The organism is Flavobacterium omnivorum (assembly GCF_900099915.1).
Taxonomy (GTDB): domain Bacteria; phylum Bacteroidota; class Bacteroidia; order Flavobacteriales; family Flavobacteriaceae; genus Flavobacterium; species Flavobacterium omnivorum.
Window position 1 is genome coordinate 43,833 of record NZ_FNDB01000019.1, and the last position, 23,549, is coordinate 67,381.

The following is a 23,549-nucleotide window of genomic DNA, read 5'->3' on the forward strand; positions in this document are numbered from 1 at the left end:
CTGTAATCGGGGCTAAAAAAAATAAAATGAAAAATCCGTACAAAGAGAAACCTTGGTTTAAATTTTTAAGCAACAAATATGTCTGGGTATTGTTGTTCTTTTGTACATGGATGATTTTTTTGGATAACTATTCCTACTTCGATCATCGTATTTTAGACAAACAAATTGAAGATTTAGAGGATAACGCGACTTATTACCAAGAAGAAATTAAAAAAGATCAAGAGAATATCAAGCAATTAAAAAATCCAGAACAGATAGAAAAATACGCCCGCGAAAAATACTACATGAAAAAAGATAGTGAAGATATTTATATCATCGAATTTGAAGGCGACACGATTAAAAAATAAAATCACCTCCTAACAATTTCAAAATTGGGAAAAGAGCGTGAAATTAAATAGAAAATATTAAAAAATAAAATACCGATTTTTAGCTCAATTTCTTTTGGAGAATCGCTGGGATTAGGAAAAATACAAATAAAATGACAACAAATCTTTTCGATGCTTTCGATCCAATTTCCTCCAAACAATGGAAACAAAAAATCCAGTTTGAACTCAAAGGAGCGGATTATAATGAAACCTTAGTTTGGAATTCTCCCGAAGACATTCAGGTAAAACCTTTTTACCACAAAGATGAGTTTACCAAAGCTTTTCCTGTTTCCACTAAAGCGTCTGAATTTAAAATTTGTCAAAATATATTTGTCTACGATCTTCAGAAATCAATAGAAAGAGCTCTCGACACATTAAGTCGTGGTGCGGATAGCCTTCGGTTTACAATAGAAAACGAATCAATTGATATCACCACTCTTTTGGATCAATTACCATTAGAAAAAGTTACCGTTTATTTTAATCTTGGATTTATTTCAATCGATTTCGTAAAAAAAATTGATGCTTTCGCAAAAAAAAATAATACTGCTATTTTTTGCAATCTGGATCCAATTGGACAATTAGCCAAAGACGGAAACTGGTTTACAACTAAAGAAAAAAGTAATTTTGATACACTGAATTTACTATCGGAAGAAACAAAATCAGTGTCATTAATCAGTATAAATGCTGTTTTGTATCAAAATGCAGGTGCCAATATGGTGCAGCAAATTGCTTATAGTTTAGGACAAGCCAATGAATATTTCAATAGAATTGAAATTATAAACCAACCCATAGTTTTTGAAGTGGCCGTTGGTACCAATTACTTTTTTGAAATTGCAAAACTGCGTGCATTACGATTACTTTTTAATCTTATTGCTAAAGAATACAACCACAACTTAGATTGCAACATCATCGTATCGCCAACCAAACGAAATAAAACATTATACGATTATAATGTTAACATGTTGCGAACCACAACCGAATGTATGAGTGCGATTCTTGGCGGGGCAGATGCTATTGCAAATTTACCTTATGATGCGTTGTATCACAAAGACAATGAATTTGGCGACCGAATTGCCCGAAACCAATTATTGATTCTTAAAAACGAAAGTTATTTTGACAAAGTGAATAATCCGGCTGACGGCAGTTATTATATCGAAAATCTCACCAATCAATTAGCCGAAAAAGCGTTGGCATTATTTAAAGATATTGAGGCAAATGGCGGTTTCCTAAAACAACTTAATGACGGAATCATCAAAAGGAAAATTCAGGAAAGTGCTGATACAGCTCAGGAACTATTTGATTCTGGGAAAGAAATTCTATTAGGTACAAACAAACATCCTAATAAACAGGACAAAATGAAACATGATTTAGAATTGTTTCCTTTTGTAAAAGTCAAACCAAGAAAAACATTGATTACACCCATAATCGAAAAACGTCTGGCAGAAAAAATAGAACAGGAAAGATTGGATCTTGAATAGTCAACTCGACTCTGTTATTTAATTTAACACCACTGGAAAAGAGTATATTTACGTTACTAAAAACATAAAATAATGGAAGCCATAAGACAAATCGTTAAGGTGAAAAATCACAAAATAAGTATCACACTGCCGGATGATTTTAATGCTGATGAAGTTGAAGTGATTATTCTTCCAAAGTCGAATAATGTAGAAATCCCTCAATGGCAAATGGACCAAGTTAGAGAAAGAACTGAGAAATATCTTAAGAATCCTTCTTCAGCCCAAAATATTGATGATTTTCTAAAAGATATTGATGGCGAGTTATAAAATTATAATTGTTGAGGAAGCTAAACTTGATTTCATAACAGCTTTGGATTGGTACAAAAGCATTCAACCTAAATTGGGCAATACTTTCTCCAATTCTTTCAAGGAAAGTTTAAAAATAATTAAGTCAAATCCGCTACTTTTTCAAATAAGATATGACAAGACCAGAGTAGCTTTAATTCAAAATTTTCCATACTTAATTCATTTCAACAGCTACGATAACACAATTGTTATTAAAGCTATTTTTTCATACTTCACGAAATACTGAAATATGGATTGAAAGGAATTAAAATTTCAAAAAATATAATCTTTGCACTAAACAAATGAAAAGAAAAGATTTACAACATATAAAATTAGAAAGCAAACCGTTGAAAGTAGAGAATGAAAATTCTTTGGCTGTTGCTTTTCTAACCGCGGAGGGAATCGAACTAAAACCAACGTATTCGGAACAAGATATTGAGCATCTTACTCATCTTGATTTTGGAGCTGGTTTTGCACCAAATTTACGCGGACCTTACGCTACAATGTACGTTCGTCGTCCATGGACTGTGCGCCAATACGCCGGATTTTCGACCGCTGAAGAAAGTAATGCTTTTTACAGAAGAAACCTGGCTGCGGGTCAAAAAGGACTTTCCATAGCTTTTGATTTACCTACACACCGCGGTTATGATTCAGATCACGAACGCGTAGTAGGTGATGTAGGAAAAGCGGGAGTTGCGATTGACACCGTGGAAGATATGAAAGTATTATTCGACCAAATTCCGCTGGATGAGATGTCGGTTTCCATGACGATGAATGGCGCTGTTTTACCTATTATGGCTTTCTATATTGTCGCCGCCGAAGAACAAGGCGTAAAACCCGAATTGCTTTCCGGAACAATCCAAAATGATATTTTGAAAGAGTTCATGGTGCGAAACACGTACATTTATCCGCCAACGCCTTCGATGAAAATCATTGCTGATATTTTTGAATTTACCAGCAAAAAAATGCCGAAATTCAACTCGATTTCAATTTCTGGATACCACATGCAAGAAGCGGGAGCCACTGCTGATATTGAATTAGCCTACACTTTGGCCGATGGACTCGAATACATTCGAACTGGATTAGCGACCGGAATGAAAATTGATGAATTCGCTCCAAGATTATCTTTTTTCTGGGCGATTGGTATGAACCATTTTATGGAAATTGCCAAAATGCGTGCGGGAAGAATGATTTGGGCGAAACTAGTCAAACAATTCGAACCAAAAGACGATAAATCATTAGCCTTGAGAACCCATTGCCAAACTTCGGGTTGGAGTTTAACGGAGCAAGATCCTTTTAATAATGTAGCGCGAACTTGTATTGAAGCTTCCGCAGCAGCTTTTGGAGGAACACAATCTTTGCATACCAATGCTTTGGATGAAGCCATTGCTTTACCAACGGATTTCTCGGCTAGAATTGCCAGAAACACACAGCTTTATTTACAAGAAGAAACTAAAATCACCAAAACCGTCGATCCTTGGGCCGGAAGTTATTATGTAGAAAGCTTGACGAATGAGATTGCAGAAAATGCTTGGAAACTTATCGAAGAAGTAGAAGAACTTGGCGGAATGACCAAAGCCATTGAATCCGGAATTCCAAAACTTAGAATCGAAGAAGCGGCAGCCAGAAAACAAGCAAGAATAGACAGTGGTCAGGATATTATTGTAGGTGTCAATCAATACCGATTAGAAAAAGAAGATCCTTTACAGATTTTGGATGTCGATAACCAAATGGTCCGCAAGCAACAATTGGAGCAATTAGACCGAATCAAAGCCAGCAGAGATTCTGAAAAAGTTCAGGATTCACTTAAAAAATTAATCCTTTGTGCTCAAACTGGTGAAGGAAATTTACTGGAAATAGCTGTTGAAGCAGCTCGAAACCGAACAACATTAGGAGAAATCAGTGACGCACTGGAAACGGTTTTTGGAAGATACAAAGCACAAATTAAATCCTTTAGTGGTGTGTATAGCAAAGAAATAAAAGACGATAAAAGCTTTGAAAAAGCAAAACAACTGGCAGATGAATTCGCTAAAAAAGAAGGACGTCGACCACGAATCATGATTGCCAAAATGGGACAAGACGGACACGACCGAGGTGCTAAAGTGGTAGCCACCGGTTACGCTGATGTAGGTTTTGATGTGGATATTGGCCCACTTTTTCAAACGCCAGCTGAGGCTGCCAAACAAGCGGTGGAAAATGACGTACATATTCTTGGAGTTTCCTCATTAGCTGCTGGTCATAAAACGCTGGTGCCACAAGTGATTGAAGAGCTAAAAAAATACGGTCGAGAGGATATTATGGTAGTTGTAGGAGGAGTAATTCCTGCACAAGATTATCAGTTTTTATTTGATGCAGGAGCGGTTGCTGTTTTTGGTCCTGGTACAAAAATTAGCGAGGCGGCTATTAAAATATTAGAAATTTTATTGGAAAGTTTCGAATAATCAAACGCCATTTTAGACTCTATTTTACCTTAAAAACACCATTCGAAAGCTTGGTGTTTTTTGGTTTTTAATTAAAATAAAAAGCAAAAAAATCCTAATAAAAAGAATCTAATTTGGCTCATTTTGTTAACATAAATTATAGTAAAATTAACGCTACATCCTGAAATAAAAAACTAAATTTACATATACCTATTTACTTTTAGCGAAGAAATTAAATTTTAAATTACTGATATTAAGATAATTAACAAAATATAAAAGGGGAAGTAAAAAGTAAGCCTTAGAAAGTTATAGTTGAATATAATTCCAAAAATCATTAACTAATTTAAAACTTAAATATTATGAAAGCACTTATTATTATACTTTTTTTAAGCGTTACACTAGCAGTAAATGCTCAAGTAACTGAAAAAGGAAAAATCAAAATAGAAGAATTACCTGGAGTGATCATTAAGAGAGTAGGAACTGATTTTTCAGTTTACATTCCTGATAACAACCCGGATCAAAAGGTCAAAATGGTAGAAGAGAAATTCATCGCTTATGATTTAGGAAAAGATGCTGAAGGGTACGAAGAGTATCTTGTGGTTATGGAGGTTAAAAACGGATCGTTAACCGCTACTTATAATGAAAAAGGGAAGCTAGTACGTGTTGTAGAACAATTCAAGAATGTGGTTCTTCCTAGCGAAGTAATCTACTCCATCTACCGAACATATCCCGGCTGGACTATTGTAAATGATAGTTTTCTTTATACTCAAGAGGACGGAGACATCATTAAAAAACAATACAATGTAAAAATAAAAAAAGATAAGGAAACCATAAAATTATTGGTTCGGCCTAATGGAGAAATTCTTAAAGCAAAGTAATCTAATAATACAAAAAAAATAGGCTGTCAATCCTTGCTTGACATCCTATTTTTTTTACCCTATAAATTGATTATCTAATTTTGGCTTTCGCGTTGCTGTCTGCAACAATAAACGAAGTATCATAACCTCCAAACATTTTCATATAACTACGCACGGAACTTCCATAAGCATCTCTAAAATTTCGTTTGCCTTTGTATCTAAAATATTTTTTTACAGACCCTGCACCTCCAAGGTGAGCAGCTGCTAATATCCCAGATTCTGTAACACGAATGCCATTTAAGATTGTACCCTCGTATTTTTTAATTTCTTTTTTTAATTCCCACTTGTTCTGCGCCAAAAGGGCTAAAAACGCCTTTTCTTGCAGTTCAGGACTATTTAAAAAAGCAGAGCGATTGTATATGCCCACAGATTTTAAGGTTTCAATACCAAATTGGTATTTACCCATATATCCTAAAGAATTAATTTTTTTGTATTTGCTTTCTGATTCCCGATAGCCCAAAGCTTCTCTGAAACCAATAAAGAAATTTCCGGTAAAAGGGATGTTTAAATTCGTGTATTCTTCTTGTTCTTGAGATGGATATAAGTAGTGTGTACCATCTTCTTCATTGATAAGAAACCAAGGGTTGGTTTCTAAATTAAAAGGTCTAAAACCTGAGCTCAAAAAAACTGTAATCACAGTCAAACTTGCATAAAAATACCATTTCTTTATCATAAATTGTTTTTCTTCAAACGCTGTCCCGTTATGAAATTTCTACGTGCAAAGATACAATAAAAATAATTATACTGATAATCAGTTAGTTAAACTTTTCTAAAAATAGATTAAGTGGTATTTTACCTCGTTGAAACGCACCAATTCTATAGTTGGTGCGGGAATTTTAATAGTATTAAAAACAGAAAAAACGGTCTTTAAAAAATGAGAATTGGTCTTAATTTTTGTTAAATCGACATCCAAACTCAGATAAAATTGTCTAAAACGTTGTAAATTTTCGGCTGAAAAAGTGGTTCTATTTTCATTTCTCCCAGTGATCATTCCTTCTGCTCCATATCCCAATGCTACATTCACCCATTTTGGTATTTTGGAGTCTTTAGCAAACGAATATAAATTAACCGAAAGCCAATACGTTTGACCATTATAGTCTTTTAGCACTTGTTCTGAAATTGAACTTCCTAAAACTTCGGGTCGATAATTTGCAAATTTCGTAGTATTAAAAGAAAATTTCGGGGTAATGCGTTGTTCGTTCCAGATTAATTCTTGCGAAACATACAAAGCGGTTCCAGCAGCATTAGCTAGTATATCTCCGGAAGAAGCGCCCCACTCAGCAGAATAGCCGTCTAAGACCTCAACAGCGGTTAGAAATGCAAAACCGAGACCGGCGCCGTAAAGCAATTGATTCTTTTTTGAGGTGCCGCTCCATTCTAACATTTCTGCACCAAATCGTCCTAAATGGTAAGATGAAAACACATGACCTGCTTTATCCATTTGAAGCCACTCAGAATTGTCATTTATAAAATGAAAATTAGATTTGGGATACTCGGCGTACCAAAGTTGGTTTAAACCTATTAAAGTTCCCGTAGCCAAAACAGCTTCCGAAATGATTACGAAATTTTGTCTTTTCGTATTTAAAGAATCGGAGGGTTTAAAGGAATTTTTATTAGGGCTATCTTGTGAATACCCAATTTGAAAACTAAGTATGAACCCTACTATAAGAAGGACTTTACAAGTCACAACTATCTTTTCACCCCTTGACTGTTGATCCAATCTGAATATTTTTTTGCGTTTTTATTGTGCTCTTCTAAAGTGGCTGCAAATTCATGGTATCCGAAACGCTCTACGCTGGCACAGAAATAAATAAAGTTGTTTTTTTCAGGGTCCAAAACAGCTTCTAACGCCGTGATGTCAGGCATGGCAATAGGTCCAGGAGGCAGACCAACATTCATATATGTATTATAAGGATGCGACATTGTCAAATCATTATAAAAAACTCTTTTAATGACTTGATTAAAATCATTCGATTTCTTTTTCATTGCAAATATTACGGTTGGATCAGCTTGCAACGGCATTCCGGCTCTTAAACGGTTCAAATACACCCCTGCAATTCTTGGTCTCTCGTCTTTTTTAACCGATTCTTTATGCACTATTGAAGCCAAAATAGTTGCTTCAATTGGAGTCAATCCTTGTTTTTGTGCTTTGGCAAGTCTTTCTTTATTCCAAAAATTACGATATTCTTTGATCATCTTATCGCGGAACTTTTCAGCAGTAGTGTTCCAATAAATCTCGTATGTATTGGGAATAAATAGTGCCAAAACGTTTTCTTCGTTAAATCCGTTTTCCTTTAGAAAAATAGAATCTTTAAACGCATTCAATAACGCTACACTATCAGCTTCGATTTGAGAACCTACACGTCCCGCTAAATTCTCTACTCGTTCTTGATTGTTGAAAGCTAGTTTTACCGCCGAATTTAGTCTTAAGGTTTTTACCAATTCATAACTGTTCATTCCTTTGGTTAGTAAAAAACGGCCTGGTATCACATTCTCTGCATAGCCTCTTTTATTTGCAACCATCTCAAAGCGATCTAAGTTTTCAATATACGGTGCCACTATTTTTTTTACCGCTTCATAATTCGAATCCGTTGGGATATAAACATAGACTTCATTTTCTGAAAATTTTGTGTTGGAAGAAAAAATCTGACGCAAAATAATTAATCCGTAAATCATTAATATTGATATTAAGACAACGGATACTATCGTGATAATTTTTTTTAAATTCATTTGTGGTATTTTTTTGTTGGAGTGTTAGTCTCTATAATCGTTACTTTCTGTTTAAAAGATTGGGAATTATAACTGTACTTTTTAAAATTTAGTATTAATCAATTGAAAAATAGCTTCGTCTTTGTATTTTCCGTTTACAAAAGTCCAGTCTTTCTTTACGCCTATCATTTCGAATCCAAATTTAGTAAAAAGAGCTTTACTTGCTTCGTTTTCGGTTCCTATATTTGCATATAATTGGTGTAAATTAAGATTAAAAAAAGCATATTCTATTAATAATGCCAAAGCTTCGGAACCAATATTCTGTTTTCGGTTTTCGTTGTCTTGGATAACGATACCCACTCCTGCCCTGTTGTTCTTTGGATCAAAATCAAATAAATCGATTAAACCCAGAGCAGGAAAATCCTGATCTTGACAAATAGCCAATCGCAATTGCTTGGCTTCATAAATATCCTGATGGGCATTTTCTAAATATTGTTTGACTAAAAACCGGCTGTAAGGGGTATGCGTATTACTGACTTCCCAAATGCTCTGGTCATTTTCTATCGCATACACGAACTCCAAATCATTGGGTTCTAATGCTCGAATATAGATGTTGTCACCTTTTAATGTTTTCATTTTAAATAATTACGAATTATAAACCAGTTTATTAAAAATAGCAACCAATAAAATTATTATTACAATAGGAATGATTAAAAAACGAATCATTGAATGATATTTATCGTAATAATTCATTTTAGAAAATCCACCTTTTTTGAAGTGAGAATAAAAAAGAAAGCTACAAACAAATAATAACAATACTAAAATTGATAAATCCGGCGTTTGCATAATTCCTAATTTGTAATTAAATGGCAATTGTTCCTTCAAATACAAATTCTGCTGGTCCTTTCAGGAAAACATTAGTAAATTTACCTTCTCCTTTATCAAAAGAAACGACTAATTTCCCACCTTCAACATTCAAATCAATGGAAGAAGAATCCGTTTTTCCTAAAACATTCATCGCAATTGCAACTGCGGTCGCTCCTGTTCCGCAAGAAAGTGTTTCATCTTCTACGCCTCTTTCATACGTTCGTAGCGAAAAAGTGGTATCGTCAATTTGTTTGACAAAATTGATGTTACTTCCTGCTTTGCCGTATAAATCTCCATATCGAATAGCAGCTCCATTTTCTTTTATATTGTAATTTTCTAAATCATCAACTAATTGCACATGGTGTGGCGAACCCGTATTTAGAAACACGTGATCTGGACTGACTTTTACCTCAGCAACATCAATCATTTGTAGCGAAACCAATCCATCATCGCCAATAATTGCGTGGTGCAAGCCATCTGTGGCTATGAAAGTTGCTTCATTCTCGATTACCTGTAGCTTTTTGGCGAAAGCCACTAAACAGCGTCCACCGTTCCCACACATGGAACTTTGGTTTCCATCTGAATTGTAATAGACCATTTTAAAATCGGTTTCAGAATCATTTTCTAACAAAATCAACCCATCGCCACCTATCCCGAAACGTCGGTCACATAAATGTGCTATTAGTTTTGTGTTCTCTTTTGGAAAAAACTCCGTGCGATTATCAATCATTACAAAATCATTTCCTGTTCCTTGGTATTTATAAAATTCTAAGTGCATTTTAATTTGATTTGTGTTTCACAAAAGTACAAACTATTAATGAAATGTTAATCATTGTTAAAGAGCGTTAAACTGTATTTTAGGAATCAATTTTAATTCTATTTTTACAAGTAAATATCTTAATAAACGAATTTAATTATGAAAAATTTTTCAACACTTTTTTTAGTTTCCTTGTTAAGCGGAGTAGTAACACTAGGTTCCTACAAGTTATTATTTGACCCCAATGGTTATTTTTCTAATGATAAAAATACTTTGGTAACAACAGCATCCAATTCTTACGGAAAAAAAGTAGGATTATCATCGGAAGTCCTTGATTTTACTGAAGCTGCAGAAAAAACTATTCATACGGTTGTGCACGTAAAAAACGTCTCGCGAAGAACCGTTACAAATCCTATTTTAGAATATTTTTATGGGTATAAAGGAGGACAATCTCAGGAGCAAGTAGGAACTGGTTCTGGTGTAATCATTTCTGAGGATGGTTATATCGTAACCAACAATCACGTGATCAAAGGTGCCTCTGAAATCGAAATTACCTTAAACAATAAGAAATCATATCAGGCAAAACTCATTGGAACCGATTCTAAAATGGATATTGCCTTATTGAAAATTGATGCAGAGGAGAAATTACCGTACACCGTTTTTGCCAATTCTGATTCGGTGAAAGTGGGCGAATGGGTTTTGGCTGTTGGTAATCCATATAATTTAACTTCTACGGTAACTGCTGGAATTGTTTCGGCGAAAGCCAGAGATTTAGACACCAGCGGTATCCAATCATTCATACAAACAGATGCCGCGGTAAATCCGGGAAACAGTGGTGGCGCCTTAGTAAACACACGTGGCGAACTGATTGGAATCAACACGATGATTTCGTCTATGACGGGTTCTTACGTAGGCTATTCGTTTGCGGTTCCTTCGAATATTGCCCGAAAAATCATTGAAGATTTAATGGAGTTTGGAAATGTACAACGCGGAATTCTTGGGGTTGAAGGAGGTGAACTGAACAGCATTACATCCAAAGAATTAGGAATTTCCCAAACGCAGGGATTCTACATTAATAAGGTAACTAAAAATTCTGGTGCCGAGAAATCAGGCCTTACAAAAGGTGACGTTATCATAAAATTAGACGAACAAAATGTGGCTACTTTTGCAGATCTCTCTGGTTACATCAACACCAAAAGACCGAACGACAAAGTGCAGGTATCTTTTATACGAGACGGAAAAACTAAAGTTGTTGCAGTTATCTTGAGTAAAAATGAATTTTTCAGCACCGAGTTTAAAGGAATTGAATTAGAAAACGTAGAAGCAGCAGATAAAAAGAAATTCAAAATAGATTATGGTGTAAAAATCAAATCGATCACCAGCGAAAATTTAAAACAATACAGAGAGGAGTTGGTAGGAAATATTATTTTGAGTATTGACAATGTCAAAGCTACAGATGTAGAAACGGTGTCTAAGCTTTTAAGTAAAAAAGAAGAAAGCCAAACCGTACGTATTGAAATGATTACTAAAAGTGGAGAAGTAATGCGAGTGATTCTCTAATGCTTCCTTTTTTAATAAAACTAAAGCCATCTTGAAAAAACAAGATGGCTTTTTTATTTGCAAATAAATAACAAAACACGTTACGAAATCGATTGAAATCGGTACTTTTGCACAAATTTTAAAAAATACAATCACTTATTTTCATTAAATTTTCAACATGGCAACTACCACTTTATACGAAAAAGAAGTTTCTTTTCAAGCCGACAGGCGACGCGCAGGAGTAAAACTGATTAAAATTATCAGCGATTTATGGTATGACAAATCCATTGAGATGGTCTTATTCCGCAATCAACTGCTAGACCGAAATGTTAGTGACATCATTAATCTACATGAATATGCAGCCGAATTTGTAGGGAAACCCATTTCTATATTTGATTCTGTTAAAATTGCAAAAGCGGTTTTAGAATTGAACTTGCTACCTTCAAAATTAGATATTGGCAAGCTAACCTATGAATATGGTTTAGAAGAGGACAAATATCCAGATGCTAAGTATTTTGTGATTGACAAATTAAAAAACGCAAAAGACTCAGAGGAAGTGCAACCTAAAGATGTTGTTTTGTATGGTTTTGGACGTATTGGTCGTCTATTAGCCAGAGAGCTGATGTCTAAAACGGGAAAAGGAAGTCAGTTGCGCTTGCGAGCGATTGTTACCCGTGATAAAAATGACGCTACCTCGCTCGAAAAAAGAGCCTCTTTATTGCGATATGATTCTATACATGGAGACTTTCAAGGCTCTGTAATTGCCGACCCCAAAAATAACGCATTGATAATCAACGGAACTACCGTTCATGTCATTACTGCAAACGCTCCAGAAGAAATTGATTATACGCATTACGGAATTGACAATGCTTTAGTAATTGACAACACAGGAGCTTTTACCACACATGAAGCTTTGAGCAGACATTTAGTTTCTAAAGGTACAGATAAAGTATTGCTTACCGCTCCTGGAAAGGGAGTTCCAAACATTGTTCATGGTGTAAACCAGAACGAATACAATCCGGATGAAATTAATATTTTTTCAGCGGCATCTTGTACTACAAATGCAATCACACCAATCTTAAAAGCTGTTGAAGATACATTAGGTGTTGTCAAAGGACATCTAGAAACGATTCATGCGTACACAAACGACCAGAATCTTGTAGACAACATGCACAAAAAATACCGTCGTGGAAGAGCAGCCGCTTTAAACATGGTGATTACCGAAACTGGTGCTGGAAGTGCTGTTGCAAAAGCGTTGCCATCATTAGAAGGGAAACTGACCTCCAATGCGATTCGGGTCCCAGTTCCAAATGGCTCTTTGGTTGTCTTAAACCTTGAGGTTTCCAAAACCACTTCGGTACAGGAAATCAATGCTATCATGAAAAAATATGCTTTGGAAGGCGAGCTGGTAGAGCAAATAAAATATTCCATGAATAATGAATTAGTTTCTTCAGATATAATAGGGACTCCACAACCTGCTATTTATGACAGTAACGCAACTATCGTTTCAAAAGATGGAAAGAATATCGTCTTATACATTTGGTACGATAACGAATACGGTTACAGCCACCAAGTAATCCGATTGGCAAAATACATTGCTAAAGTAAGACGTTTTACGTATTACTAGCGGTCCTTTACAGGTTGTATATTGCGGTTGTAATTTTTTAGTTATTAGTTTTTAGTCATTAATTTGTAGATTTAAAACAACCGCAACACAACCTGAATTCAATAGAAAATCCGTCTGTTTTTAAAACGAGACGGATTTTTTTTGCTTTTTTATTGGCATTGTAGCTCTAATTTAGCCACAGATGACACGGATTAAACGGATTTTTTTTAAGTGTTCATTTTCTAATTTTGTATCGAATAGAACGCAGATGAAACGGATTTGAAGGATTTTCACTGATTCGTAAAAAATCTCTATTTAAAAATACGATGTACATCCGCAAATTCATAACTCATAATTCATAATTTTAAAAAACTACTCCTTAGCTTTAGTCAAATAGTAAATTGGTATTCCAACTAGCATAATCAAAACACCCCAACCACTCGTGCTCGTTTTAGTATAAAGTAAAGCGATGCATATTGCACTAGCAACAACAATATAAAGTGCTGGCAAAAATGGATAGCCAAAAGCTCTATACGGTCTTTCAGCATCTGGTAATTTCTTGCGCAAAATAAAGATTCCCAATATGGTCAAGATGTAAAATATCAACACAATAATCACCACAAAATCCAATAAATCACCGTATTTTCCTGTCAAACACAACGCCGAAGCCCAGATACACTGCGCCCAGATAGACCAAGCAGGAACACTCGCTTTATTTAATTCGGCAGCTTTCTTGAAGAAAACACCGTCTTGCGCCATCGTATAATACACTCTGGCACCCGCCATAATCAAACCGTTATTGCAAGCAAAAGTCGAAATCATAATCATTACCGCAATAATTAAAGTCCCAATAGAACCAAAAATACTTTGTGAAGCCACCACAGCCACACGATCGGATTCGGCCGTCGCAATATCATACAAAGGCACTACTGCCAAGTACATAATATTAGCCAAAATATAAATCACACTCACAATCAACGTTCCTAAAAACAAACTCAATCCTACATTCCGTTTTGGATTCTTAATTTCCCCTGCAATAAAAGTTACCCCTTCCCAAGCCACACTGGAAAACAAGGAACCTACTAAGGCTGCAGAAATGGCTGATATCAATGTCACTCCACTAATAGGCATCCAAGTTCCTGAAGTCGTATCCAGCGCTTGTGATGTCCAGGCATTGGTCCAGTTTGCGTCCCAAACCTCAGCTTTAGCTGCCATAAAACCAAAAATAATCAAACCAGCCAGCGACAAAATTTTGATCACAGTAAGAACCGTTTGTAAAATCTTCGAGTTTTTCACTCCACGACTATTAATATAACTTAGTAGAATAATGGTAATAATAGAAACAATCTGAGCAGCATTGAGTTTAAAACTACCTAACTCATATAAAATATTCTTATCACTCAAAGGTGCGTACAAGTAAGCAGCAAATTTAGCAAAAGCCACACCCACTGCGGCAATCGTTCCCGTTTGTATCACGGCAAAAAAGCTCCAACCGTATAAAAACCCAACTAATTTTCCGTACGCTTCCTTAATGTACACATATTGACCACCCGCTTTAGGAAACATTGCGCTCAACTCGCCATAACTTACGGCGGCAATCACCGTAATGGTGCCCGTAAGCACCCACATCGCAATAAGCCAACCCGCAGAACCCAACTGGCGCACCATATCCGAGCTTACAATAAATATCCCGGAACCTATCATAGAACCCACTACGAGCATGGTTCCGTCAAGTAATCCTAATTCTCTTTTAAAATCGTCTGGTTTTTGGTCTTCCATAAAATGGGTTTTTGGTTTTTTAGTGGGCTAAAGATATACTTTTTTTAGAAATTTCAAAATAAGGATGGGAAAAGTGAGATTGTTCCTTTGGGCGTGACCCTGCAGCGGCTTTGTCGTTCCTCCTCGCCACTTTGGGTCGGGCGGTACGCTGTATCTTTATTTTCTTAAAGAAAGAAAATAAAGGATGCCGCTTCCCTCCCTCACGCAAACCGTAATAACTATAACGTTTATTCTTTTCCAGAAAAATTGTAAGAAAAATTTAATATATTTGAGGGAGTATAGAACGAAAGAAAGTTTCACCAATCTACCCATATTTTGATGTATAGACGAAGGTTTGTTTCGCCTATATACAAGTTGGCAGACAGCATATTGCGAATCGTTGAAAATAAAACATATAAAATGAATAGAATAATACTAATTGGAAATGGTTTCGATTTAGCACACGGAATGTTAACTAGTTATAGAAATTTTATTGATGACTATTGGAAAGAATTTTTAAAAGAAATAGATAATGGAAATTTTCATAAAAACGAATTTGAAAACGAAGAATTAATAATAAAATTTTTCATTGGTTATGATTTAAGCGATATTGATACTTACAAAAAATTAAAAGACAAAATTGAAAATTATCGTGTAGAAAAATTGAAATTAAGTTCAAGAATAAATTTTTTGAAATCATAAGCACGAATTGCTTTATCAATAATTGGGTTGATATCGAAAATGAGTACTATTTATTGCTAAAAACTTCTTTCAAAGAAAAAAATTGCAATTACAAAATTGACTCATTAAATCAAGACTTCTATAAGATTCAAAAACTACTAGAAGAATATCTGAAAAAGGTTGAAACAAAATTCAATGAAGATTTCGGAAAAGATATGAATAGTGTAAGAATGAGGAGTAACATTGGTTATAAAGTTTATTCAGATTTTAAACTTAAAGATTTTACTGAATCATCAATTAACAAAAAAACCGAATTCGAATTTTCTAAATTGCAAAATGACATTAAAGGGTTGAAAGATAATCAAGTTGAATTATCAGAATTAAAAGAAGAAAATCGTAATCTAATTTCTCGAATTGGAGAAAATAATCCAATAAAAGAATTACGTAAATTATTAATTTCAGAAAGCGCACCTAATTACTTCCTTTTGCAACCTGAAGAAATTTTATTTCTAAATTTCAATTACACATTTACTGAAAAAATATATTCCAATCACAATGAATTTGAATCATATCACTCAAACAGTGGATTAAAGAAAAAATATATACATATTCACGGAACAACAGATCAATATGATAGAAATGACGTCATCTTTGGCTTTGGAGATGAAATTGATGAAGATTATAAATCTATAGAAAATCTTAACAATAATGAATATCTCGAAAACATAAAATCTATTAAATATTTAGAAACAGATAATTACAAACAATTGTTAGAATTTCTAAATAGTGGAGATTATCAAATATTTATTTTTGGTCATTCTTGTGGAATATCTGACAGAACATTATTAAGTACTTTGTTTGAGCATAAACATTGCGCATCAATAAAACCATTTTATCATAAAAGAGTCGATGGGACTGACAACTATAGTGATATAATTAGAAATATTTCAAGAAATTTCAACAACAAATCAAGTATGCGTGACAAAGTAGTGAATAAAGAATATTGTGAGTCACTAAAATAAAAATGCCGATCTGCCAACCGCTGTTTTGATATAGCTTGAATTTAGTGGAATTGCCGTTCCGCATCAAGTTTTCGTTAAGCCGAAAATTGAGCGGTTACGAACTTCCAGCCATCTCAAAGCAGCAAAACGTTAGCCATAATACTAAACAAATAATAAATGAAACAACTTTTAATATTTTTAACTATCGGAATTTTACTTTTTTCTTGTTCTAGTAATGACGAAGAAATTGAGAACGCTCAAAATAATGCCCCTTTGATAACCAAAATGAGTCCTTACGGTCTCACTTCAGAAAATCAATCTGGGTTATACACTTATTTTGAATATGACAATGCCAAACGATTAACTAAAAAATCGGGAAATTTTATTGAAATAAATCCCAGAACATTTTATATAAATGAAATATGTACTTCTTTAGAATATGACAATAATATAGTTACTGTTGAAAACTTCACAACATTAGTGGGAAAGTCAGTTCCTAAGGAATCTATTTACATTACTTTAAATAAATCAATGCAAATTGAGAAAAAAGAAATTCCAAATGGTTACAATAACTCTTGGTATAGAAAACTTCTTTATTATTATTCAGACAATAAACTTGTGGAAATAAAAACAACTTTTCCAAATACACCTTATACTTTTCCGGATAATTATTTGTTGACTTTCTCAGAAAAATTCTACTATGACTCTAATAGTAATTTAAGCAAAACTGAATATTTTGAGCAACGTAATAGCATAAATAAAGGTGAAAAAATTGTTCGAATATTTGAAAATTATGATAATTCTATAAATCCTTTGAAAAGGTTTTATTTATTAGATCAGTATTTCTATGGATCAATCTCAAAAAACAATTACACGAAATATACTGAAATACATTACGATGATGATGTGGAAACTACAAAACATGAAAGTAGCTGGAAATATTTGTATGACGAAAAAGGAAATATTTTGGTTAATTAATTATTGAGATAGTACTATGGCTGACAGCTGTTTTGAGCTAGCTGGAGTTTAGTGGAATTATCGTTTCGCATCAACTTTTCTGCAAAGCAGAATGTTAAAAGGTTACAAATTCCCCACCATCGCCAAGCTGCCAAACGTTGTGCGAAACTTTCGAGCGACAGAAAAACGAAAACAAACAAATAAATATGAAAAAACATTTAACAATTTTAGCATTTGTGCTTTTAACATTCAACTCTTTTTCACAGAATAAAACCGGAAATGAAATAACAGCGGAAGGAATTGCAAAAATGAAAGTTAAGCCAGATTTGGCAAGTTTTAGAATTAGTGTTTCAAAACGTAATTTAGTAGAAAAGATTTCAATTAAGGAATTAAATGAAGAAATAGAAAAAGTACAGAAATTACTTTTGCGAATTGGTTTTACAGAAAAAAACATTAAAATCTCGGAATACAAAGTATCTAGTGATGAACATAATGACAATAAAAAGGAATATACATCTGAAAATACTTTGGTTGTTGAATTTGCTCTTGATAACAAAATAATTGAGGCATTTTATCAAGAAATACAAAACGAAAACCTAAAAGATTCAGATATAGATTTTGAAACTCAGGTTTCTGATCAATTAGAAAAAACTACAAGACAAAATCTAGTAAAAATTGCAATTGGAGAAGCAAAAAGTAATGCAGAAAATATTGCAAATGCACTTGAAGTGAAACTGCTAAATGTAAAACAAGTTTCAAAATTTACAATGCGTGATTTTGAAAGTGCTTCTATGATGAAAGTGTCAGAAATTAAAATGGGTAAAGTTATGCCAGCAATGGCTTCAAATCAAAAAACTTCTTTTGATAAATTTGATGTGGAAGAAAAAGAATTGGAAGAAACGATTACAATTGTTTACGAAATAATAAATAAATAAAAAGCAATCGCACAAAAGCTTTGAGTTAGCTGGAGTACAATGGAATTATCGTTTCGCATCAAGTTTTCGTTAAGCCGAAAATTGAGCGATTATGAACCTCACTTCATTTCAAAGATGCAAAACATTATAAAAAAACTCAAACTAGAAATGAAATATGCTGAATTTAATATTGACTATAATAAAAAAGAATTCTTAAACCTTCACGCAAACCGCAGTAACTATAACGTTTATTCTTTCGCATGAAAATTGTAAGAAAAATTTAATATATTTGAAAAAACATAAGGTGCAATTCAATAGCGACAATCTACCCGATTAGGGTTGAGTGTAAACGATATTTCGTGGCGAGTAAAAACAAATTGACAGTAATTCAACCCAAAATATAATAACAAATGATAAATATTAGAATCGTAATATTTCTTCTGCTTTCAAATTATTGTGTTGCACAAGATGTAAATTTTAATTTAGGGAATTCGAAAGAATTAAACTATTATTCAGAAATACCTTTTGAATATGTTAATGGAAAAATAATAGTTTCAGTATTAATAAATGAAAATAAATATAGATTTTTATTAGATACTGGTGCACCAAACCTAATAACAAAAAGATTAAGTACTATTTTAAATCTTGAAAGTTTGCAGGAATTAAAAATTAGTGATGCAAATCAAATAAAGTCAACAATGAATATTGTTCAATTACCAAATTTGACAATAGGTAGTATTATTTTTGAAAATTCAGTTGCCTTATCTTCGCAAGACGAAAATAATTTAGTATTTGATTGTTTTGAAATTGATGGTTTTATTGGAAGTAATTTATTAAGAAACTCGATTATTCAAATTGATGTTAAAAATAAAATATTAATAATAACTAATGATCTTAAAAAACTTCACTTAAACAATGAAAATAGTTCAAAACTATCATTATTTGGGCAACAAAGTAGTCCTTTTATATGGTTAAAATTAACCGGCTCAAAAGATAGTGGCAAAGAACAAGTACTATTGGATACAGGAATGAAAGGTTTTTATGATATTTCACATAAAAATTATATAAAATTTAAAGATGAAAAAATTTTTAGTGAAGTTGCAAATGGAAAAGGTTCAGAAAGCATTGGATTAAGCGGGAATTCTCCAGAAAGTGAACAGGTAAGATTACTACTTAAACATATGAAGATTGCAAATTCAGCTTTCCTAAATATATCGACTACAACTACAAATGATAATAATTCGAGGATAGGAATTGGCTTATTCGAAAATGGTATAGGTACAATTGATTTTATTAACAAAAAATTTTATTTTGAACAATATGAACATAATAAAGATTTAATCGAAAAATATTTACCGTTTTCCCGGACAATAATAAATAATAAGCTCTCCATCGGTATTGTCTGGGATGAAAAATTGAAAGCTAAAATAAATTACGGTGACGAAATCATTGAAATTAATGGAAAAAACTACGAAAACTATAAATTATGTGATTTTATTAATAAATCAATTTTTGAGAATATCACAGTTTCAGAAATAAAAATAAGAAATAAAAAAGGTGAAATCAACATAATAACATTGTAAAAAATCACAACAAAAAACTGTTTTGATATAGTGTCTAATTCCATACAACATTTCAATGCAGCGGAACATTATAAAAAATCAAACTAAAAATGAAATACGCTGAATTTAATATTGACTCGAATAAAATAGAATTCTTAAACTCAGTTTTTGGAATTGAAAGTGTTTTACTGAATGGAAAAAGAATTTCTAAAAAGTTTTCTTTTTCTGGAATTACCCACGAAATAAAACTAAACGCCAGAGATTTAGTATTAGAATCCAAATGCAAACAATTCGACAAAAAAGAAATCAAACTTGAATTGAAAGAAAATGGCATATTACTCAAGGAACAATTTGTAAAAATAGACAAAAAGCAAAGATATGTTTGGTTTCTAATTGGAATAGGCCTAGGAATTACAATCTATGAACTTCTGAATTTACTTTTGGTATATTTACATCAGTAAGTATCCACAACATAAAGAAAAGCGACATAAAGTTGCTTTTAATAAAAAAATCCTTATTTAAATTTACACCCCTGTTCTTGAAGCTAATTTTTATTTCTTTCCCAGAAATAAAACGTACTTTAGTATCGCTTTCCTAAGAGCATTCTAGCTTTAACACCAAAACAGGAAACGTATCATTTAGCACTAAAAATCATGAATACATTAAAATTAGGATGGACAGGCCTTGGCAACATGGGAAATCCAATGGTTATGAACCTTCTCAAAGAAGGTTTTGAAGTATCTGTTTTAAATCGCACCAAAGAGAAAGAAGTGCCATTACTGGCTGCAGGAGCAAAATCAGCAAGCAGTTTGCAAGAACTAATGGAAACTTGTGACGTTGTTTTGACTATGTTATCCAATGACGCAGCAGTAAAAGAAGTTTTTGAGGGACCAACTGGATTACTAGCTGCTGCAATTCCCGGAAAAACCGTCATCAACATGAGTACCGTTGCTCCAGAAACCTCCCGTTATCTCCACACGCTTTGTCAGCTGCATCAAGTTCATTTTATCGATGCACCGGTTTCAGGAAGTGTCAAACCAGCACAAGACGGAACCTTAGTTATTCTTGTGGGTGCTTCAAATGAAGACTACGAATTAGCCAAACCCATATTTGACGTTTTGGGTAAAATCGCCATTCATGTTGGTGCGCCAGGCGTAGCGAGCACTTCAAAATTAGCTATCAATTACTTGCTAGGATTGAATCTTCAAGGGTTAGCCGAAACGGTTTTATTTGCCGAGAAAAATGGCGTAAGCAAAGAAGACATGCTCAACATCATCAATCAAGGCGCTTGCGGCAACGGAATCACGAATATCAAAACACCTTCTATTCTGAACGATTCCTACCCAGCAGCATTTGCGTTGAAACATTTAGTCAAAGATTTAAGACTGGCAAAAGAAGCCGGACTGGATTCACCGCTGATTCATCCTTTGTATGATAGTTATGCTGCCGCGGAACAAGAAGGATTAGGCGATCAAGATGTTATGGCAATTATCAGCAGTTTAAAAAATAAGTGATATTAAAAATGCTGTTCTAATAATTTGACTTCCCTTTGTATTCTCACAAAAAACAAAGGGAATAATTTAATCTATACTAATTGTAAGGAAGTTATAATGAAATACATTGGGGATATTATGAAAAAAAAATTTCTACTTTTAATTTTAATCTGCTTGAATTTTAATTTTCTATTTGCTCAACAAAAGATTTCAGACACTGAAAAATTAATTACAATTGGCAAAATTTATGGTTTTCTAAAATATTATCATCCAGAAGTTGGAAAGGGCAAATACGATTGGGACAAAGAATTTATCAAATATCTTCCTCAAGTATTAGAAGCGAGCGATACGGAAACATTATCAAAAATTTACAGTAATTGGATTGACAGTTTAGGCAGCATTGAAAAATGTAAAAATTGTGATTCTGACAAACTTTATTTTGATAAAAATTTCAATCTTTCTTGGACACAAGATTCAGAGATTTTCAATAGTGAACTTACAGCAAAATTAAAATACATTGAAGAAAATAGATTTCAAGGAGAAAATTTCTACATAACTGCAGAACCTGTTGGAAAAATTAAAGTTACAAATGAACCTATTTATCAAAATTTTTCATATCCAAGTGAAGAATACAGGCTGTTAGGCTTATTCAAATATTGGAATATCATCGAATATTTCTATCCATACAAATATCTTACAGACCAAAAGTGGGATTCTGTATTAACAGAAATGATTCCAAAATTTAGAAGTGTATCCAATAAAGACGAATATCACTCTCTCGTAAAAGAACTCGTTGCTAAATTAGACGATACGCACGCATGGATTAGTTTCAATGGCGAAGTACCTAAATATCTTCCTATAAAAATTTCAAACATTGACAATAAAGCAGTAGTTTCAGGTTTCTACAATGATTCTCTTGCCAAAATCAACAATCTAAAATTAGGCGATGTACTTTTGAAAATTGACGAGGTAGACATTCAAAAAGAAACAGAAAAAAAATCCAAATATATTGCAGGGTCAAATGCAAATATAAAAATTCGACAAACTTATAACGAAATTCTTCTTGGAAAGGATAGTTCTGCAACATTAACTATCGAAAGAAATAATTTGATTGAAAAAATTAAAGTCAATCGGTATGATTTCGATGACTTTAAATATTGGGATAACCTCACAACGATTAAAACCAAATCAATAAACGAAATAATTGGCTACATAAATATGGCAAGTGTAAAAGGTGCTGATGTTTCCAACATATTTAAATCTTTCGAAAATAAAAAAGCAATAATCATTGACTTAAGAAATTATCCAGCTTTCATCTACAAACTATTATCAAGACATTTAAATTCGGAAAAAAGAGATTTCAGTAAAGTTTACAGTCCAAATATGAACTATCCTGGAATGTTTAGCTTCAAGGATAACTTACAAACAGGAATCAAAAACAACAAAAATTTTAAAGGAAAAGTTATTCTTTTGGTCAACGAAGAATCAATAAGCAGGTCAGAATTCACCGTTATGGCACTTCAAACGGCAGACAATGTAATTACAATTGGAAATCAAACAGCCGGAGCAGATGGAGACGTAGTTGTTTTTGAATATATTGGAGGTTACAAAACTGCAATTTCAGGCAATGGTATTATGTATCCGGATAATACTGAAACACAGAGAAAAGGAATTAAAATTGACATAGAAATTAGGCCCACAATAAATGGTTTGAGACAAGGTCGGGATGAAATTTTAGAAAAAGCTATTGAACAAGGCTCTGAATAATAAAATGATAGTTATCTTATTTTATTACAAAACAAGAAAAAGCTACATCCGTAAAGATGTAGCTTTTCTTATTTAATCGATGTCCCGTCCTGAAATAGCGATACACAAAAAGTATCCTAATGGAAAAACATGAAGAAACACGCTATGTGAAGCGGACTCAAAAAGATTATTCAATGTCTTTTAAATTACAAATTGTTCAAGAAATTGAACGAGGACAACTTACAGTTACAGAATCCACAAAGACTTATGGCATTCAAAATAGATCAACTGTTGTTAAATGGCTTAGAAAATTCGGTAACTTTGATTGGGAAAACCAAACACCATTTACTATGTCAAAGTCGCCAGAACAAAAGATAATGGAACTTGAAGCCAAAGTAAAACTTCTAGAGAAACAGAAGTCTTTTTTGGAACGACAGGCCTTTGTTGCAGATAAA

At 33.3% G+C, this 23,549-nt stretch carries 22 protein-coding genes; 16 read left to right on the forward strand and 6 right to left on the reverse strand.

What is annotated here, in order from left to right; genetic code table 11:
* Positions 1 to 26: 26 nt before the first annotated feature.
* The 5 genes from BLS90_RS14325 to BLS90_RS14350 all read left to right on the forward strand — a co-directional run bounded on the left by BLS90_RS14325 (position 27) and on the right by BLS90_RS14350 (position 5,465).
* A complete protein-coding gene (locus BLS90_RS14325; RefSeq protein WP_091258822.1) occupies positions 27 to 347 on the forward strand; it encodes an FtsB family cell division protein in 321 nt (106 codons plus the stop codon).
* Positions 348 to 478: 131 nt separating this feature from the next.
* The gene (locus tag BLS90_RS14330) at positions 479 to 1,843 is read left to right on the forward strand and encodes a methylmalonyl-CoA mutase subunit beta (RefSeq protein ID WP_091258823.1); all 1,365 of its coding nucleotides are present in this window, start codon (positions 479 to 481) and stop codon (positions 1,841 to 1,843) included.
* 72 nt (positions 1,844 to 1,915) lie between these two features.
* Positions 1,916 to 2,149 carry a hypothetical protein gene (locus BLS90_RS14335; RefSeq protein WP_091258825.1) on the forward strand — a complete coding sequence of 78 codons (234 nt, stop codon included), beginning with the start codon at positions 1,916 to 1,918 and terminating at the stop codon, positions 2,147 to 2,149.
* A 320-nt stretch (positions 2,150 to 2,469) separates the two neighbouring features.
* Entirely contained in the window at positions 2,470 to 4,608 is a 2,139-nt protein-coding gene (gene scpA, locus BLS90_RS14345) for a methylmalonyl-CoA mutase (RefSeq protein WP_091258829.1), read from the forward strand.
* 338 nt (positions 4,609 to 4,946) lie between these two features.
* The gene (locus tag BLS90_RS14350; protein WP_091258831.1) at positions 4,947 to 5,465 is read left to right on the forward strand and encodes a hypothetical protein; all 519 of its coding nucleotides are present in this window, start codon (positions 4,947 to 4,949) and stop codon (positions 5,463 to 5,465) included.
* A 70-nt stretch (positions 5,466 to 5,535) separates the two neighbouring features.
* Here BLS90_RS14350 and BLS90_RS14355 read toward each other — a convergent pair whose 3' ends face one another.
* The 5 genes from BLS90_RS14355 to dapF form a co-directional block, all read right to left on the reverse strand.
* A complete protein-coding gene (locus tag BLS90_RS14355; protein WP_091258833.1) occupies positions 5,536 to 6,177 on the reverse strand; it encodes a peptidoglycan-binding protein LysM in 642 nt (213 codons plus the stop codon).
* Positions 6,178 to 6,273: 96 nt separating this feature from the next.
* The gene (locus BLS90_RS14360; RefSeq protein ID WP_394331034.1) at positions 6,274 to 7,197 is read right to left on the reverse strand and encodes a DUF2279 domain-containing protein; all 924 of its coding nucleotides are present in this window, start codon (positions 7,195 to 7,197) and stop codon (positions 6,274 to 6,276) included.
* Positions 7,194 to 8,234, reverse strand: a complete 1,041-nt coding sequence (gene mltG, locus BLS90_RS14365) for an endolytic transglycosylase MltG (protein WP_091258838.1) — start codon at positions 8,232 to 8,234, stop codon at positions 7,194 to 7,196. The genes BLS90_RS14360 and mltG overlap by 4 nt, the downstream gene beginning before the upstream one ends.
* A gap of 81 nt (positions 8,235 to 8,315) precedes the next feature.
* Entirely contained in the window at positions 8,316 to 8,849 is a 534-nt protein-coding gene (locus tag BLS90_RS14370; RefSeq protein WP_091258841.1) for a GNAT family N-acetyltransferase, read from the reverse strand.
* 226 nt (positions 8,850 to 9,075) lie between these two features.
* Positions 9,076 to 9,858 carry a diaminopimelate epimerase gene (gene dapF / locus BLS90_RS14380; protein WP_091258846.1) on the reverse strand — a complete coding sequence of 261 codons (783 nt, stop codon included), beginning with the start codon at positions 9,856 to 9,858 and terminating at the stop codon, positions 9,076 to 9,078.
* 138 nt (positions 9,859 to 9,996) lie between these two features.
* Here dapF and BLS90_RS14385 point away from each other — a divergent pair, with 138 nt between their 5' ends.
* On the forward strand, positions 9,997 to 11,397 hold the full coding sequence (locus BLS90_RS14385) for a trypsin-like peptidase domain-containing protein (protein ID WP_091258848.1): 1,401 nt from the start codon (positions 9,997 to 9,999) through the stop codon (positions 11,395 to 11,397).
* Positions 11,398 to 11,554: 157 nt separating this feature from the next.
* The gene (locus BLS90_RS14390; protein ID WP_091258850.1) at positions 11,555 to 13,003 is read left to right on the forward strand and encodes a glyceraldehyde-3-phosphate dehydrogenase; all 1,449 of its coding nucleotides are present in this window, start codon (positions 11,555 to 11,557) and stop codon (positions 13,001 to 13,003) included.
* Between the two features lie 351 nt (positions 13,004 to 13,354).
* On the opposite strand, the gene BLS90_RS14395 is transcribed toward BLS90_RS14390, so the two are convergent.
* The gene (locus BLS90_RS14395) at positions 13,355 to 14,761 is read right to left on the reverse strand and encodes an APC family permease (protein WP_091258851.1); all 1,407 of its coding nucleotides are present in this window, start codon (positions 14,759 to 14,761) and stop codon (positions 13,355 to 13,357) included.
* Positions 14,762 to 15,160: 399 nt separating this feature from the next.
* Between BLS90_RS14395 and BLS90_RS16930 the strand changes: the two genes are divergently transcribed.
* From BLS90_RS16930 to BLS90_RS14440, 9 genes are all read left to right on the forward strand, one after another.
* The gene (locus BLS90_RS16930) at positions 15,161 to 15,442 is read left to right on the forward strand and encodes an AbiH family protein (protein ID WP_175455495.1); all 282 of its coding nucleotides are present in this window, start codon (positions 15,161 to 15,163) and stop codon (positions 15,440 to 15,442) included.
* A 53-nt stretch (positions 15,443 to 15,495) separates the two neighbouring features.
* Complete coding sequence (locus BLS90_RS14400) at positions 15,496 to 16,443, forward strand: bacteriophage abortive infection AbiH family protein (RefSeq protein WP_220083881.1); 948 nt, start codon at positions 15,496 to 15,498, stop codon at positions 16,441 to 16,443.
* 156 nt (positions 16,444 to 16,599) lie between these two features.
* Positions 16,600 to 17,400 carry a hypothetical protein gene (locus BLS90_RS14405; RefSeq protein WP_091258853.1) on the forward strand — a complete coding sequence of 267 codons (801 nt, stop codon included), beginning with the start codon at positions 16,600 to 16,602 and terminating at the stop codon, positions 17,398 to 17,400.
* 185 nt (positions 17,401 to 17,585) lie between these two features.
* Positions 17,586 to 18,314: an SIMPL domain-containing protein gene (locus BLS90_RS14410; RefSeq protein WP_091258855.1), complete on the forward strand. Its 729-nt coding sequence runs from the start codon at positions 17,586 to 17,588 to the stop codon at positions 18,312 to 18,314.
* 389 nt (positions 18,315 to 18,703) lie between these two features.
* Positions 18,704 to 19,876 (forward strand): retropepsin-like aspartic protease, encoded by a 1,173-nt coding sequence (locus BLS90_RS14420; protein WP_091258858.1) that lies wholly within the window; start codon positions 18,704 to 18,706, stop codon positions 19,874 to 19,876.
* Positions 19,877 to 19,965: 89 nt separating this feature from the next.
* On the forward strand, positions 19,966 to 20,316 hold the full coding sequence (locus BLS90_RS14425; protein ID WP_091258860.1) for a hypothetical protein: 351 nt from the start codon (positions 19,966 to 19,968) through the stop codon (positions 20,314 to 20,316).
* A gap of 192 nt (positions 20,317 to 20,508) precedes the next feature.
* Positions 20,509 to 21,369 (forward strand): NAD(P)-dependent oxidoreductase, encoded by an 861-nt coding sequence (locus BLS90_RS14430; RefSeq protein WP_091258861.1) that lies wholly within the window; start codon positions 20,509 to 20,511, stop codon positions 21,367 to 21,369.
* A gap of 153 nt (positions 21,370 to 21,522) precedes the next feature.
* A complete protein-coding gene (locus tag BLS90_RS14435) occupies positions 21,523 to 23,115 on the forward strand; it encodes a S41 family peptidase (RefSeq protein ID WP_220083882.1) in 1,593 nt (530 codons plus the stop codon).
* Between the two features lie 119 nt (positions 23,116 to 23,234).
* On the forward strand, positions 23,235 to 23,549 hold a 315-nt coding region (locus BLS90_RS14440; protein ID WP_139171418.1), incomplete at its 3' end, for a transposase.

Bases quoted from the DNA above. Each gene is read 5' to 3' on its own strand.
- BLS90_RS14335 (WP_091258825.1), top strand. From the start codon at position 1,916: ATGGAAGCCATAAGACAAATCGTTAAGGTGAAAAATCACAAAATAAGT.
- BLS90_RS14395 (WP_091258851.1), bottom strand. From the start codon at position 14,761: ATGGAAGACCAAAAACCAGACGATTTTAAAAGAGAATTAGGATTACTT.
- BLS90_RS14390 (WP_091258850.1), top strand. From the start codon at position 11,555: ATGGCAACTACCACTTTATACGAAAAAGAAGTTTCTTTTCAAGCCGAC.
- BLS90_RS14355 (WP_091258833.1), bottom strand. From the start codon at position 6,177: ATGATAAAGAAATGGTATTTTTATGCAAGTTTGACTGTGATTACAGTT.
- scpA (WP_091258829.1), top strand. From the start codon at position 2,470: ATGAAAAGAAAAGATTTACAACATATAAAATTAGAAAGCAAACCGTTG.
- BLS90_RS14430 (WP_091258861.1), top strand. From the start codon at position 20,509: ATGAATACATTAAAATTAGGATGGACAGGCCTTGGCAACATGGGAAAT.
- BLS90_RS14410 (WP_091258855.1), top strand. From the start codon at position 17,586: ATGAAAAAACATTTAACAATTTTAGCATTTGTGCTTTTAACATTCAAC.
- BLS90_RS14425 (WP_091258860.1), top strand. From the start codon at position 19,966: ATGAAATACGCTGAATTTAATATTGACTCGAATAAAATAGAATTCTTA.
- BLS90_RS14385 (WP_091258848.1), top strand. From the start codon at position 9,997: ATGAAAAATTTTTCAACACTTTTTTTAGTTTCCTTGTTAAGCGGAGTA.
- BLS90_RS14420 (WP_091258858.1), top strand. From the start codon at position 18,704: ATGATAAATATTAGAATCGTAATATTTCTTCTGCTTTCAAATTATTGT.
- BLS90_RS14405 (WP_091258853.1), top strand. From the start codon at position 16,600: ATGAAACAACTTTTAATATTTTTAACTATCGGAATTTTACTTTTTTCT.
- mltG (WP_091258838.1), bottom strand. From the start codon at position 8,234: ATGAATTTAAAAAAAATTATCACGATAGTATCCGTTGTCTTAATATCA.
- BLS90_RS16930 (WP_175455495.1), top strand. From the start codon at position 15,161: ATGAATAGAATAATACTAATTGGAAATGGTTTCGATTTAGCACACGGA.
- BLS90_RS14370 (WP_091258841.1), bottom strand. From the start codon at position 8,849: ATGAAAACATTAAAAGGTGACAACATCTATATTCGAGCATTAGAACCC.
- BLS90_RS14325 (WP_091258822.1), top strand. From the start codon at position 27: ATGAAAAATCCGTACAAAGAGAAACCTTGGTTTAAATTTTTAAGCAAC.
- BLS90_RS14350 (WP_091258831.1), top strand. From the start codon at position 4,947: ATGAAAGCACTTATTATTATACTTTTTTTAAGCGTTACACTAGCAGTA.
- BLS90_RS14330 (WP_091258823.1), top strand. From the start codon at position 479: ATGACAACAAATCTTTTCGATGCTTTCGATCCAATTTCCTCCAAACAA.
- dapF (WP_091258846.1), bottom strand. From the start codon at position 9,858: ATGCACTTAGAATTTTATAAATACCAAGGAACAGGAAATGATTTTGTA.